The sequence below is a fragment of the Marinitoga lauensis genome (assembly GCF_004135675.1).
GTDB lineage: Bacteria > Thermotogota > Thermotogae > Petrotogales > Petrotogaceae > Marinitoga > Marinitoga lauensis.
This window is the reverse complement of record NZ_QHLX01000003.1, coordinates 330,915-343,819: the sequence shown is the minus strand read 5'-3', so window position 1 is coordinate 343,819 and position 12,905 is coordinate 330,915. Positions and strand designations below refer to the sequence as shown.

Annotated in this window: 16 protein-coding genes and 2 pseudogenes; 2 read left to right on the top strand and 16 right to left on the bottom strand. The window is 27.7% G+C overall.

Going from position 1 to position 12,905, the window contains the following annotated elements:
- Positions 1 to 41: 41 nt before the first annotated feature.
- The 16 genes and pseudogenes from DJ007_RS06895 to DJ007_RS06830 all read right to left on the bottom strand — a co-directional run bounded on the left by DJ007_RS06895 (position 42) and on the right by DJ007_RS06830 (position 10,461).
- Positions 42 to 932 (bottom strand): hypothetical protein, encoded by an 891-nt coding sequence (locus DJ007_RS06895; RefSeq protein WP_129408916.1) that lies wholly within the window; start codon positions 930 to 932, stop codon positions 42 to 44.
- A 224-nt stretch (positions 933 to 1,156) separates the two neighbouring features.
- The gene (locus DJ007_RS06890) at positions 1,157 to 1,471 is read right to left on the bottom strand and encodes a FlgK family flagellar hook-associated protein (protein ID WP_129408914.1); all 315 of its coding nucleotides are present in this window, start codon (positions 1,469 to 1,471) and stop codon (positions 1,157 to 1,159) included.
- Positions 1,450 to 2,274, bottom strand: coding sequence for a flagellar hook-associated protein FlgK (gene flgK / locus DJ007_RS06885; RefSeq protein ID WP_129408913.1), 825 nt, complete (start codon positions 2,272 to 2,274; stop codon positions 1,450 to 1,452). Before flgK ends, DJ007_RS06890 begins: the two co-directional genes overlap by 22 nt.
- Positions 2,275 to 2,283: 9 nt before the next feature.
- On the bottom strand, positions 2,284 to 2,766 hold the full coding sequence (flgN, locus tag DJ007_RS06880; protein ID WP_129408912.1) for a flagellar export chaperone FlgN: 483 nt from the start codon (positions 2,764 to 2,766) through the stop codon (positions 2,284 to 2,286).
- 1 nt (position 2,767) lies between these two features.
- Positions 2,768 to 3,058: a flagellar biosynthesis anti-sigma factor FlgM gene (gene flgM / locus DJ007_RS06875; protein WP_129408911.1), complete on the bottom strand. Its 291-nt coding sequence runs from the start codon at positions 3,056 to 3,058 to the stop codon at positions 2,768 to 2,770.
- Positions 3,059 to 3,128: 70 nt separating this feature from the next.
- Positions 3,129 to 3,383, bottom strand: a complete 255-nt coding sequence (locus DJ007_RS17445) for a phenylalanine--tRNA ligase subunit beta-related protein (protein WP_240739368.1) — start codon at positions 3,381 to 3,383, stop codon at positions 3,129 to 3,131.
- 141 nt (positions 3,384 to 3,524) lie between these two features.
- Positions 3,525 to 5,425, bottom strand: a pseudogene (gene pheT, locus DJ007_RS06870) (phenylalanine--tRNA ligase subunit beta); the annotation flags it as partial.
- Positions 5,426 to 5,501: 76 nt separating this feature from the next.
- Positions 5,502 to 6,230: a phenylalanine--tRNA ligase subunit alpha gene (gene pheS / locus DJ007_RS06865; RefSeq protein WP_240739336.1), complete on the bottom strand. Its 729-nt coding sequence runs from the start codon at positions 6,228 to 6,230 to the stop codon at positions 5,502 to 5,504.
- A 102-nt stretch (positions 6,231 to 6,332) separates the two neighbouring features.
- Positions 6,333 to 6,419 (bottom strand): hypothetical protein, encoded by an 87-nt coding sequence (locus tag DJ007_RS17440; protein WP_240739367.1) that lies wholly within the window; start codon positions 6,417 to 6,419, stop codon positions 6,333 to 6,335.
- On the bottom strand, positions 6,389 to 6,514 hold the full coding sequence (locus DJ007_RS19050) for a hypothetical protein (protein WP_276318691.1): 126 nt from the start codon (positions 6,512 to 6,514) through the stop codon (positions 6,389 to 6,391). Before DJ007_RS19050 ends, DJ007_RS17440 begins: the two co-directional genes overlap by 31 nt.
- Entirely contained in the window at positions 6,507 to 7,304 is a 798-nt protein-coding gene (locus DJ007_RS06860) for a hypothetical protein (RefSeq protein WP_129408909.1), read from the bottom strand. Before DJ007_RS06860 ends, DJ007_RS19050 begins: the two co-directional genes overlap by 8 nt.
- A complete protein-coding gene (locus DJ007_RS06855; protein ID WP_129408907.1) occupies positions 7,301 to 7,891 on the bottom strand; it encodes a hypothetical protein in 591 nt (196 codons plus the stop codon). Before DJ007_RS06855 ends, DJ007_RS06860 begins: the two co-directional genes overlap by 4 nt.
- Before the next feature lie 13 nt (positions 7,892 to 7,904).
- Positions 7,905 to 8,818: pseudogene (locus DJ007_RS06850) on the bottom strand (rRNA adenine N-6-methyltransferase family protein).
- Position 8,819: 1 nt separating this feature from the next.
- Entirely contained in the window at positions 8,820 to 9,479 is a 660-nt protein-coding gene (gene fsa / locus DJ007_RS06840; protein ID WP_129408902.1) for a fructose-6-phosphate aldolase, read from the bottom strand.
- 137 nt (positions 9,480 to 9,616) lie between these two features.
- The gene (locus tag DJ007_RS06835) at positions 9,617 to 9,949 is read right to left on the bottom strand and encodes a hypothetical protein (protein ID WP_129408901.1); all 333 of its coding nucleotides are present in this window, start codon (positions 9,947 to 9,949) and stop codon (positions 9,617 to 9,619) included.
- A complete protein-coding gene (locus DJ007_RS06830) occupies positions 9,946 to 10,461 on the bottom strand; it encodes a hypothetical protein (RefSeq protein WP_206076188.1) in 516 nt (171 codons plus the stop codon). The genes DJ007_RS06835 and DJ007_RS06830 overlap by 4 nt, the downstream gene beginning before the upstream one ends.
- Positions 10,462 to 10,612: 151 nt before the next feature.
- On the opposite strand from DJ007_RS06830, the gene DJ007_RS06825 reads away from it, so the two are divergent.
- Entirely contained in the window at positions 10,613 to 11,962 is a 1,350-nt protein-coding gene (locus DJ007_RS06825) for an Rne/Rng family ribonuclease (protein WP_240739335.1), read from the top strand.
- A gap of 73 nt (positions 11,963 to 12,035) precedes the next feature.
- The gene (locus DJ007_RS06820) at positions 12,036 to 12,902 is read left to right on the top strand and encodes a hypothetical protein (RefSeq protein ID WP_129408898.1); all 867 of its coding nucleotides are present in this window, start codon (positions 12,036 to 12,038) and stop codon (positions 12,900 to 12,902) included.
- Positions 12,903 to 12,905 lie beyond the last annotated feature (3 nt).

Sequence of the window (12,905 nt, the reverse complement as noted above, 5' to 3'; positions counted from 1 at the left end):
ATCCGCTTTTAATACAAACCTTCCTCCTGGTGTAAAATATGCTAAAACACCGTATTCGTTTGATTTATCTTTTCAACCAAACTTTCTAATGTATCTCTATGAAAATCTATTTGAACTTTTTTACCCTGAATTGATATAAAAGAACCAAAATCAAGAAAATCCATTCTCCATTTTAAATCTGAATCAGATTTCAACTTTAATTTTGCACTCTGTGTATCAGCAGCCCACCCTTGATTAACAAGTTTTGTTGCGGCGGAAGCTTCATCATAATAAAAATTCTCCAATTTTATTGTATCAGACCCAACTTTTATTTCAATATTATCAATGTTATTCCAGCTAAATGTGCTTCCGTCAGCACCTGGTAAAATCTCAAATTCTTCTCCATTCTGTACAATTTGAAATTCACTGTTAGTTCCTATTGTACTTCCATTTAATCCGGCCTTTGTTATTGTTGCTGTATATTGTGGAGTACTATCTTTATAATTTATTGTTATATTCACATTATCTGTTGCAGAGTAGGAAGATAAGTCAAAATTTTTAGTTTTATAAGCATATAGTCCAAATGAATTTTTTAGAGAATTTTGTGAGGAATCCAGTACTGATAAACTTACTGTATTAGAATTCATTTCATGAAGCATACCATTTGGATCATCTACTATTACATTTTTCATATCCAGATAGGATTTGTCTGTTGGAACAACATATAATTCGTTATTTCGGACAAATGCTCTAACTAATTTTAATCCACCATCACTTATTCCATCGCCGTCCGCATCTGTATTTATCCTTTGAGCTATTTCATTTAATGAAGTTACTCCCTGTAAATTGAGCGTTTCAGAGTAATTCCCTGGTCCTTTAAAAGTCATAATTCCCTGCATTGTTGTTGGTGGAATATCCGTCCATTTTAATGCATTAATATCTTTTGTAGGCATTCCTAATTGTTTAAAAACATTCCTATTAAAATCTATGATTAATCGATTATCTAACGAAGACCCACCTTCATTGGAAAACGTCAGTAATCCACCACTTTGAGTACTGTATTTATAATTGAAGTTACCCCTAAATTTATTTCCTGTATTTAAATTATCAAGCGTTTCTCCAGAATTTATTGTCGCTGTATAATCATTATTATCTTCAAACCCATCTTCTATATTTATTAATTCCCAGAACTTATATCAAAATTAAGTTTTATATCACTTATTGCATTTTGGTTGAATTTTATATAACTATCAACATAATTTTTCGGTTCTCCACTTAATAAAACATTTCCAGAAATTCTTCGTAATTTATCCGTTTCCAAATTGCCAGATTCTAATTCATTAAAAAAATTCATTCCTCTTATTGTTCCAGTTACATCATATCCTTCTTCATGAATCAAATTTAACGTATCATAAAATGTAGCAGCCAATTCATTTAATCTATTCAATTGATCTTTTATTATATTATCTCTTAATTCAATGGTTGCACCCAAAGAACCTTTTTTATATCTAACATTCCATTATCTACAAACACATAATTTTTATTGTTTATCTCTTTTACACTTAATTTTTTATACACTTCTCCATTTAATATTTCGTGATTTTTTAATATTATACTTATCTGTCCATCTTTTTTTTCATTAGTTACAAAATCAAATTTTTCTGATAGCTCATCTAAAATCTTATCTCTTTTATCCAGTAAATCATTAGCATCTATATTTTGTACTTTTAATTCTTTTATTTGCTTATTTAATTCCGCTAATTCGCTCAACTTAGAATTTATTTCTTTCACATTTTTTTCTACGTCATCATTTAGATTTTTCTGAACATTTTCAATATCCGAATATAAAGTATTCATCTTATTTGAAAGTTCCTGTGCTTTATAAACAAGTTCCCTCTTATTTTCAGGCACGGTTGGTTCTGATAATATTTTATGAATTGATCCCCAAAAATCATCAAATGCCCTTCTAAAACCATCTTCTGATGGTTCACCATAAAGAGATTGAATATAGTTTAAATTAGAATTCATTGTTTTCCAATAATTATAATTACTGTTGTATTTTCTATATTGAATATCTAAAAATTTATCTCTGACTCTTTCTATTGACTCAATTTTAGATCCACTTCCTAATTCAAATCCTCCATAATTTATAGTGGCATTAGTTGACATATTTACCTGTCTTCTTGAATAATCCGGGTTATTTGCATTGGCAATGTTTTGGGATACTGCATTCATTGCCATCTTATTTGTAAAAACTCCAGAGATACCAGTATGCAATGTATTAAATAATGACATTTTATCACCTCAACCTTGCCAGCTTGCTTTCCCCTGTTTCATTGTCTTATTATATAAACCGTTTTTATTATAAACTGGCACGCTATTTTTTGGTTCTATGTAGAGCTTTATTAATAAATCGTTGTATTCAATCTTTGTCTTTAACAAATCTTTTAACACATTATTTAGTGAAGATATTTCCACTAATTTTTCTGCTAATTCTTTTAATGAATTAACAATTTCATCATTCTTAGATGAAAAATATTCTATAAAGTCGTTTAATGTATTTTTTATCTTATTTTCAATAGCAATTTTTTCAAAAATTGTTATTCTTTTCTTTTCAATACGCGATAATCTCAATGCATTTTCGCTTATTCTTGATACAATAAAATTTAATGATTTCACATCATCATTATTTAATATTCCATTTTTCAATTTTTCCATAAAATAAAAAAGATCCACGAGGGTATTTAACTCCTCGTGGATTATTGTTTTTATATTAATATCTGGCATTTTAGAAACCTCCAAGCATTTTTTCTGCTATTTTATCCACATCGATTTTATATAATCCCTGTTCTATGGCCTGGCGCATCTCTTCCACGAGGTTATCCCTTATTTCAGGGATTTCATTCCTGGCCATTTCTATGTATTTTTTCGAAGAACCATCAACTGAAACCTTTACAGGAGAATTATCCTGTTTTATTATTCTACTTTCATTGGAGGTTTTCCCTATTTTATTTTCTTTTTTTAACGTTTCATTTTTTACATACTGTTGATATACCCTGTTCAATTTATTTATATCCATATTAAGCACCTCCATAAAATCCTATCATAATACATATCGACTATTTTTTGCCAGATATTAATATTATATTTTAATTTCTAACCTGTATTTCTAATTCACTTTCTAACATTTTTATTGTTTTTTCAGATATCCTGTTTATTTCATCGTCTGTCAATGTTCTATCTTTAGCTCTATAGGTTACAGTTATTGTAATACTTGTTTTCCCTTCTTCTATGTTTTTACCTTTATATATATCAAATACCTTTATTTCTTCTACCAATTTCTTTCCAACTTTTAATATTATATTTTTTATATCCAGGAAGGTTATTTTATCATCTACTAACATGGAATAATCTCTTCTCATTGATGGATAATCTGTTGATAAAATTGCTTTTCTCTTATCTCTCTTAAATGTATACATCTTTTCCAGATCTATTTCTGCTATATAAACAGGCTGATTGATATCATAAATATCTTTTGCAATATCTTTATCAATCTTTCCCATAAAACCAATTTCAGTATTATTTACATAAATTTTTGCTGTTTGTGAGTAAGACATGCCTTCTACATTTTCTCTCTTAAATTCTGCATTTATTCCAAAGTAATCAAATAGATTATCAACAGCACCTTTAAATGTATAGAAGTTTACAACCCTCTTATCAGTATAATCATATGGATTTTCTTCACCCACACTTACAAAAGCCAATTTTTCTATTTCTTTCACCTTAGTTTCAGAATTTTCATCTTTTAAAAAGCTTTTACCAATTTCAAATAACTTTATATTTCTGCTTTGATTTCTAAAATTATATGATGCAGACTCTAAAATCCATAAACAAGTAAAGGTCTCATTGTTCCAAGTTCTGAAGATATTGGATTTGATAAAAATACTTCTCCTTCTTTTAACCACATTCTTGAATTATCCATAAATGCAAATGTAAATGCTTCATTGTATCCATTTAATCTCATTACCTCTGAAACCTTTTCTCTAAACTTAATATAATCAGAAATTCCACCAATTAAATTGTTTTGAGGTAAAACTGATGGTATATTATGATAGCCATATATCCTTCCAATTTCTTCAACAAGATCTATCTCTTCTGTTATGTCAGGTCTTCTTGTAGGAACAGTAACCTTAAATCCATTCTCTACTTTTTCACTCTTAAAACCTAATTTATCTAATATTTCTTTTATTTTTTCTTCTTTTATTGTTACTCCTAACCTTTCATTTACATAACTGCTTCTAATAAAAATTTGTTTTGGTTCTATATATTGAGGATATACATCTGTCATTACGGGAGATACCTTACCATTTGCCAATTCTTTTATTAAATAAGCTAATCTTCCCATTACAAATTCTGCATCGTTTGGATCCACACCTCTTTCAAATCTATATGAAGAATCTGAAGAGATTTTATGATATCTCGCGCTTTTTCTAATATTTACTGGATCGAAATAAGCTACTTCTAATAATACACTCTTTGTATTTTCGTTTATACCAGAATCCTGCCCTCCCATTATTCCACCAAGAGCCAGTATTTTTTCACCATCTGTAATCAATGTTTCTGTACCATTCATTTCATACTCTTTTTCATCTAATAATACAACTTTTTCGCCTTTCTCTGCCTTTCTAACTACAATCTTATCTCCAATTAAATCCATATCAAATGCGTGAACAGGGTGTCCTGTTTCCAATAAAACATAATTTGTGATATCTACTATATTGTTTATGCTTCTTATTCCAGCAGTTGCTAATTTCTTTACCAACCATGCAGGTGATGGTTTAACTTCCACATCTTCCACTACCAATGCAGAATATCTTTTACATCCTTCATATTCAATATATACAGGAAATCCTTCTCCCTTTTCTACTTTAATAATTTCAGGATATCCTAAATTTTCCGCAGCATCAATAGCTACGAATTCCGAAGCTACTCCTAAGTAAGATAATAAGTCCGGTCTATTAGGAAAAATTTCTATATCTATAATGTCATCTTTTAACCTTAAATATTCCACAAAATCCGTTCCAGGATCTATATCATCTGGAATTTTATACACATATTCTGATTTTTCTTCCAATCCCAATTCTTCTAAAGAACACATCATACCTTCAGACATTATACCTCTCATTTTTCTTGACTTTATTTTAAAATTACCAGCCAATACCGCACCATCAATAGCCACTGGTATCAAATCATTAACTTTTACTGATTTATCAGCAGTTAATATTTGTAATGTTTTATCACCAACATCCACTTTACAAATAACGATTTTATCTGCATCTGGATGATCTTTTATTTCTAATATTCTACCTACTATAACTCCTTTAATGCCTTCACCTAACTTTTCAACACTTTCAACATTTGTAGAATGTAATTTTATTTTATCCACCAAATTATCTGTATCATCTTTTAAATCTATATATTCAGAAATCCAATTTCTTGATATATTCACTACTATTCCTCCCTTATAACCCTAAAAATCTCATATCATTTCTATAAAATTCTCTCATATCTGCAATTCCATGTTTTAACATAGCAATTCTTTCCACACCTGTTCCAAATGCAAAACCCTGCCACTCATCAGGATCATACCCTACATTCTTTAATACATTTGGATGAACCAAACCTGCACCTAATATCTCTATCCATCCAGTTCCTTTACATACATTACATCCTTTTCCACCACAGAACATACAATCAACATCAACTTCATACCCCGGTTCAACAAAAGGGAAATAACTTGGTCTTAATAATACCTTTCTTGAACCACCAAAATACATGGTTAAAAATCTCTCAAGAGTTGCTTTTAAATGCCCTACAGTAACATTTTTATCTATATACAATCCCTCTATTTGATTAAAAGCCGGTGAATGTGTTGCGTCCGGTTCATCTTTTCTATATACTCTACCCGGTGAAATTATCGCCAACGGTGGCTTATGATTCAACATGGTTCTCACCTGAACAGGTGAAGTATGTGTTCTTAAAATAATATTATCTTCTATATAAAAAGTATCCTGCATATCCCTTGCTGGATGCCATTCTGGAGTATTTAAAGCATCGAAATTATGCCATGTTGTTTCTATTTCTGGACCTTCAACAATTTTATATCCCATATTTGAGAATATATCATAAACTTCTCGTATTGTTTGTTTTAATATATGTTCATATCCTATTTTTCTTTTTGCTCCTGGCAACGTAATATCTATCCAATTCTTTTTTCTTCCTCTTCTTTCATTTTTTCTTTAAATTCAAAAGAGCTTCTTCTAAAATCTCTTCTGCCTCTTTTTTTATACCATTTACAAAGGCACCAAATTCCTTTCTCTTTCCTTTTCAACCTTAGAAATTTGCTTCATTAAATTAGATATTTCACCCTTTTTACCCAAAATTTCGATTTTAAAATCTGGAATTCTTGAACATTTTTTACTTCATTTACCATCTCTTTTAATTCTTTTAAAATTTTATCTTTTATTTCATTCAACTTCCTTTTCCTCCTTAACGTTAATTGTTTTATTATAAAAAATCGATATGTAATTATAGACAATACTAATAATAAATCCTGCTAATAAAATAAATAAAGCAAATATAATATTTTCAAAAAACAAAGCAATTATTGAAAAAACTAAGGGAATTAATATATTTAAATAAATATTTTCAAAAACAGAAGTAAGCAATATAGATAATAATGCATAAATTAAAAATAGATATAATTCGCTAATATCATGTAAAATCAAAAGCTCAATTGCAATAAATGAAAAAATAGCTGATAAAAGAAAAAAGACTCTTTTAAAATATTCTTTATAATAATGCAACATAAACAAAATCAAATTATTTTTATCAAATATAGTAAATATTCGACCACTGATAAAAATTGTGAAATAAAATACCAATCCTATAATTTTTATATAAAAATTATACACTTCTGGAGTTTTTAAATTTTCTTTTTCAATGAAATATGGTTTTACAATTTTGTTCAATTTAATAGAGGTATCATATAAAAATACTTTTAAATCTTTCAAAATTAAATCAAAATATTTGCTATTTTTGGGCAAATATACTTTTAATATATCTCCTTCTAATGATAAAACAGCCTTAGCCTGTTGTGGAAACTCCTTTGAAAATTTTAAATTATTACTTTCAATAGGAAAAGAACCATAATATAAATATGGCTCTTTTTGAAATATAAAATCGAATATTATTTGTGATAATGACAAAAAAATAGAAAAAAATATAACCAATAATATATATATACTTATCTTTTTTACTTTCATATTCCCCTCACATTTAATTCTCTCTTTTTTAATATTAGTGGAACATATTTTTCTTCAATTTCATTTATATTTTCAATTTCTTCCATATTATCCAAACGTTTAATAAATATTCCTTCTTCTAATTCTAAAGCATTTCCATTTATATCAATTACTCTATCACATATCGCTTCAAGAAAGTCTTTTGAGTCAGTTATTACTAAAATATTTTCCTGAGATAAATTTTTATCTATATATATTGAAATATCTACTATATTCTTCAAATCAATTTCACTTTCTTTTATTAATAAAATTATTATTTTCCTATTTTCAGGCTTGTTTTCTATTAATTTATTTATATTTTTTTCATTCCATAACCCCGTAGATATAACATGAAAAATTCTTCTACTAAAATAAGACAAATTCTCTGCTTCCATACCTTCTAAAACATATTCTTCTGTATATTTTTTAGGCTTGATTATTATTTTTAATAAATTGCGAAATAGTTCATCTGGATTATTCGCATATATTCCCACTTTTTCTCCTGTAATTATCTCAATATCTGGAAACGCAATCTTTGAATTCACTATTTTCAGCATAACATCAGACATAAAATCAGCTCCATTAGTATGGGATAAAATTCAAATAATCGTAAATAATTTTGCCTTTAAACCGTGTAGAAAATAAATTTACATTTTTTAATTTCTTAATAACTTCCAATAAATTCCCACCTTTAAATTTCAACAAACCTTTTCTGTATAATCCATATTCAGAATCTATCGAAATATTTTCATTTTGCGGATTAAAATAAGTCACACAAAATTCAAATAATTTTTTTGGTATATTTAAATTTATTTCTATATCAAAGTCATTATTTTGTAATTTTATCTCATTTTTAAAAGATAATTTCCCTAATGCTCTCAAAAAAGAGGTATGTATTAAGAATCTTGCTGTTATTTCTTTTTCACTCTTTTCAATTAAAAATGTGTAATCTGTCAAATCATCACCTAAAACTATTGGAGATATAATTTTCCCGTCTTTTTTCAATTGATTAATCCACGTCACTGGAATTGCATCAACAGCTATCGTTGAAAATATTATATCAAATTTTTCCTCATTATACCCATAATAACCATCTTTATTCAATACCATAATATTGTCATACATACTTAAATTCTCTCTAGCTTTTTGAAAAATTTCCGGTTCTGGTTCTGTTGTAATTATTACTCCTTTTTTTCCTACTATTTCAGCAATAATAGCAGCATTATATCCTGTACCTGTTCCTATTTCTAAAACCCTATCCCTTCTTTTAAGTTAGCTTTTTTATAAAACAAAGCCATCAAAGATGGTTGACTTGAAGTTGAAAGAAAATCCTTTCCATAAAAAGTTGGAATCGCTTGATCAGAATATATTGAATCAATCGAAATCCCACTAAAAACAAATTTTTCACGTGGGACTTTCTCAAAAGCTTTTATTATTCTATTATCTAATCCTTCAATTTTCCTCGAAACAATTTCAGCAATATATTTCTTTAACATTTTACTTTTTTATAGAATTTAAATATTTTTTCCAGTCTTCATTAAACCTCTCAATTCCTTTATCTGTTAAAGGATGGAAAAAAAGCTTTTGTAAAACTCCAAATGGAATTGTTGCTACATCACATCCCATTTTAGCAACTTCAACAACATGATATGGATGTCTTACACTAGCTGCTATAACTTGTGTATCAAAATCATAATTATAATATATCTGCAAAATTTCTTCTATTAATTCTAAACCTTGATTACCTATATCATCTACTCTTCCAATAAATGGACTTACATATGTAGCTCCTGCTTTTGCAGCAAGCAATGCCTGTAGTGGGCTAAAAACAAGAGTAACATTTGTTTTTATTCCCTCAGAAGACAATGTTTTTACAGCCTTTATTCCATCCTGGGTCATTGGTATTTTTACTACTACGTACTCACTTAATGAGGCTAAATGCCTGGCTTCTTTAACCATATTTTCATAATCCATGGAAACCACTTCTGCACTTACTGGTCCTTTTACAACATCACAAATTTCCTTTACCCTTGTTTCAAAATCAATATTCCCTTCTTTTGAAACTAATGTTGGATTAGTTGTTACTCCATCAATAATTCCCCAATTTTTAGCTGTTTTGATTTCTTCTAAGTTAGCTGTATCTAAAAAAATTTTCATAAATATACCGCCTCCTGATTTTATTTTTATATATACTCAAAAGTACTAAAATAAAACTTTGTATACTATAATTATATCACAAAACTGAGACTTTTCAGTCTCAGTAAAATTATTTTATTAACTTTTATTTATCTAATCTATTTTGATTTTGATAATCTTATTTTAACGTTTCTTATCCACAAATCAGAAGTTAATGTTTTATAATGCTTATTACCATAAGTCCAAAAAATAACTCTCAAATATTTCACATTTTTATCATTCACAATATCTTTTACATTAAAAGCTATAGAAAATTCTTTGGAATTTGTTAATGGCATAGGATTTATCCACAGATATTCTTTAAAAGGATATTCCGATGAACTCCAGACAAATGAAAATTTATCAATACTCCTTTTGTTTTCATCTAAAAATGAAAAAATAATGCCTGCTAAACTGTATGCATCTTCCGGTAAAAGCTTACTTTTACTCACCAACCTGCAATTTCAGCATAAAAGTCAACAAATGAATTTTCACCATATGGTAGCTCAAAATCTTTATACAAATTATTTTCAGAATACCCTTCTTTGTGTATTCTATACCATATAGTATTTTCAAGCACGCTCAAATCCATATCATTTTTGTCTTCTCTTCTTCCACCAACTTTCCAGTAATTATAATCTTTTGGTAAAAAATACGAAAAAACATGCGATTTTTCAAATAATTTTACTTTTTCCTGTTTTTCAATTATATTCCCTACCATTTTTATATTATTTAATTGTGAAGAATTTACATTCCCATTTTGTGAATAAATTTCACCTAATACTTCTTTTACACTATTATTCACAATAATTACTTTTTTATCCGAATAATCATTTAATTCTTTTTCAGGATATATGATTTCTACATTATAATCCTTCTCATTTTTCAATTTTTCAGAACCTTTATACACTACATTTCCTATAACATAATATGTTTCAGAAAAGAGTAGATATGGTAGTAGCAATAATAGTATTAAAATAAAAATCCTTTTTTCATTTTGTCCCTCCTTGAGAAATTCTAAATTATTTATCGCCCAAATTTTAAAGATATTTAATTTTATATTTTGAAAAAGATTGTGATATAATAGATTGAAAAAAAGAGATGTAGGTGATAATATGAAAAAATCCCTTGTTTTTAGCAAACATTCTGAAGAGATGCGTGTTGCCTTACTTGAAAATGATAAATTAATGGAAATTTTTTTCGAAGATTTAGAGGCTGGAAAGTTATCAGGAAAAATCTTTCTCGGTAGAATAGAAAATGTCGTTCCTGCATTAGAATCTTTTTTTGTTAATATTGGTACCAAAAAAAACGGCTTCTTAAGGTTTAAGGACACCACTGTAGATCCAAATTCTTTACATAGAGGCTCATTTATTATAGTTCAGGTAAAAAAAGACGGAAATACCAGAAAAGGGCCTCAATTAACGATGCGAATAGATATTCCCGGAAGATATATGGTTTATATGCCATATGGAGAAAACAGTATAGGAATATCAAAAAAAATTTTCTCTTTATCAGAAAAAGATCGATTAAGAGAAATTGGTGAAATATTGATTGAAACAGAAGAGGAAGGTTTAATATTCAGAACGAATAGTGAAAATGTTGATTTCGAAAGTATAAAAAACGAATTTTATAATTTAAAACTAATATGGAATAATATTTTAAAAAAAGCAAAATTGTATAATAAACCAACATTATTATTTGAAGATGAAAATTTCGTCCAATATATTTTACGAGAAAAATTAGATAATAATACATATGAAATAATAACTGATGATATCGAATTATTTAAAATTTTTAATAAATTAAAAACTCAATATTCTAATTTAAAAGTTAGAAAAGTCGATATTGATGCCTTTAGTTGGGCAAAAATATATGAGCAATTAGACGACCTCTTCGCTCGAAAAATAGAGCTCCCAAGCGGTGGAGTAATTACTATAGATAAAACAGAAGCTCTTACTGTTTTCGATGTGGATTCTGCCAGCAATGTTCTTGAAAAAGATGTTGAAACAACATCTTTTAAAACAAATCTTGAAGCTGCAAAAGAAATAGCACGACAATTAAGACTTAGAAATATTGCAGGGATTATACTTATTGACTTCATAGATATGAAAGATAATTATCATAAAGAGGAAATTATAAATATTTTTCGCGAAGAAACGTTGAAAGATAAAGCCAAAGTTTCTATTTCTGGATTTACCAAATTAGGATTACTGGAATTATCGCGAAAAAGAACCACTCCTTCAATTGATGCATTATTATTTACACAATGCCCAATTTGCCAGGGGACCGGGAAAATTGCTTCTCCTAGAATTGTTTTTAGAAGGGCTTTAAAAGAATTAGAGGAATCTTTAACTGATTTAAAAGAAAAACATAATATAAAAGAGGTTTATGCCAGTGTTTACCATAATTTATCTGGATACTTTACAAAAGAAAAAAAGAAAGAATTAGAAAAAAATTCAATGTAAAATTAGAAATAGATTTCAATTGGCCTGATCCAAATTCCTATAATATTAGATATAGAAAGTAGGGGGTAAAATTATGAGAATACAATTTCAAATAAAAGAAAAAATGCTCCCTTTATACGAAATTGAAAGAAAACAGGATATCTTAATAATTGGAGGAATTGAAGTATTAATAAAATCTATACTCTCAATTCCCCATATTTCTCTTGAAATTAATGGGATTGGTACTAAAATAGCAACACATTTAAAAAAAATGGGCATATTCCCTGTTATTTTTGATTTTCTTGGCAATGACGAATTTTTTGATTTAGTGAATAAATATTTCGAACAAAAAGAAATAAACTTATTTTTCGCAAGACAACCTTATGGAACAAAAAGAGTTTTAAAAATCTTGGATAACAATGAAGAAAAGGTTTATAAAGATTTTAAAAACATAGAAAAATTAAACTATAATTTTACACTAAATGCCCTTTCTGAAATATATAATAATGTTAGAAGTGTGTATTTAATATTACCTCACTGGGATAACAACTTAGCCAGAAATATCAAGCTTATGGGAAAATTTTTATTTCTGGATTTTGAAGAAAGTATTCATATTCCTGAAAACAAAGAAATTTTTGGAGATTTTGTTTTTACTAATGAAAATACCCTTTTACCTGATAATATTCATTATATATATAAAACCACGTTTTTAAATAACGGAAATATATTATTTAGTTTTTCAAAGGAAATTTGGGAAATAGAACCTTTCTCAGATAAACGCATTTCTAAATTTGAAGCAAAATGTGCTTTTAAGAGCGCTATAATAAATGCTTTATTCGATGGAAAATCTTTAAAAGATGCTTTATTAATAGCAAATATTGCATATTCTTATGCTCTTGATAATAATGGTAAAATGATATCAAAAAATAAATTATTCGAAGAATATTATAGAAGAAAATAACTT

Bases quoted from the DNA above. Each gene is read 5' to 3' on its own strand.
- DJ007_RS06895 (WP_129408916.1), bottom strand. From the start codon at position 932: ATGCCTACAAAAGATATTAATGCATTAAAATGGACGGATATTCCACCA.
- flgK (WP_129408913.1), bottom strand. From the start codon at position 2,274: ATGTCATTATTTAATACATTGCATACTGGTATCTCTGGAGTTTTTACA.
- flgN (WP_129408912.1), bottom strand. From the start codon at position 2,766: ATGCCAGATATTAATATAAAAACAATAATCCACGAGGAGTTAAATACC.
- flgM (WP_129408911.1), bottom strand. From the start codon at position 3,058: ATGGATATAAATAAATTGAACAGGGTATATCAACAGTATGTAAAAAAT.
- DJ007_RS17445 (WP_240739368.1), bottom strand. From the start codon at position 3,383: ATGTTAGTAGATGATAAAATAACCTTCCTGGATATAAAAAATATAATA.
- DJ007_RS06860 (WP_129408909.1), bottom strand. From the start codon at position 7,304: ATGAAAGTAAAAAAGATAAGTATATATATATTATTGGTTATATTTTTT.
- DJ007_RS06855 (WP_129408907.1), bottom strand. From the start codon at position 7,891: ATGTCTGATGTTATGCTGAAAATAGTGAATTCAAAGATTGCGTTTCCA.
- fsa (WP_129408902.1), bottom strand. From the start codon at position 9,479: ATGAAAATTTTTTTAGATACAGCTAACTTAGAAGAAATCAAAACAGCT.
- DJ007_RS06825 (WP_240739335.1), top strand. From the start codon at position 10,613: ATGAAAAAATCCCTTGTTTTTAGCAAACATTCTGAAGAGATGCGTGTT.
- DJ007_RS06820 (WP_129408898.1), top strand. From the start codon at position 12,036: ATGAGAATACAATTTCAAATAAAAGAAAAAATGCTCCCTTTATACGAA.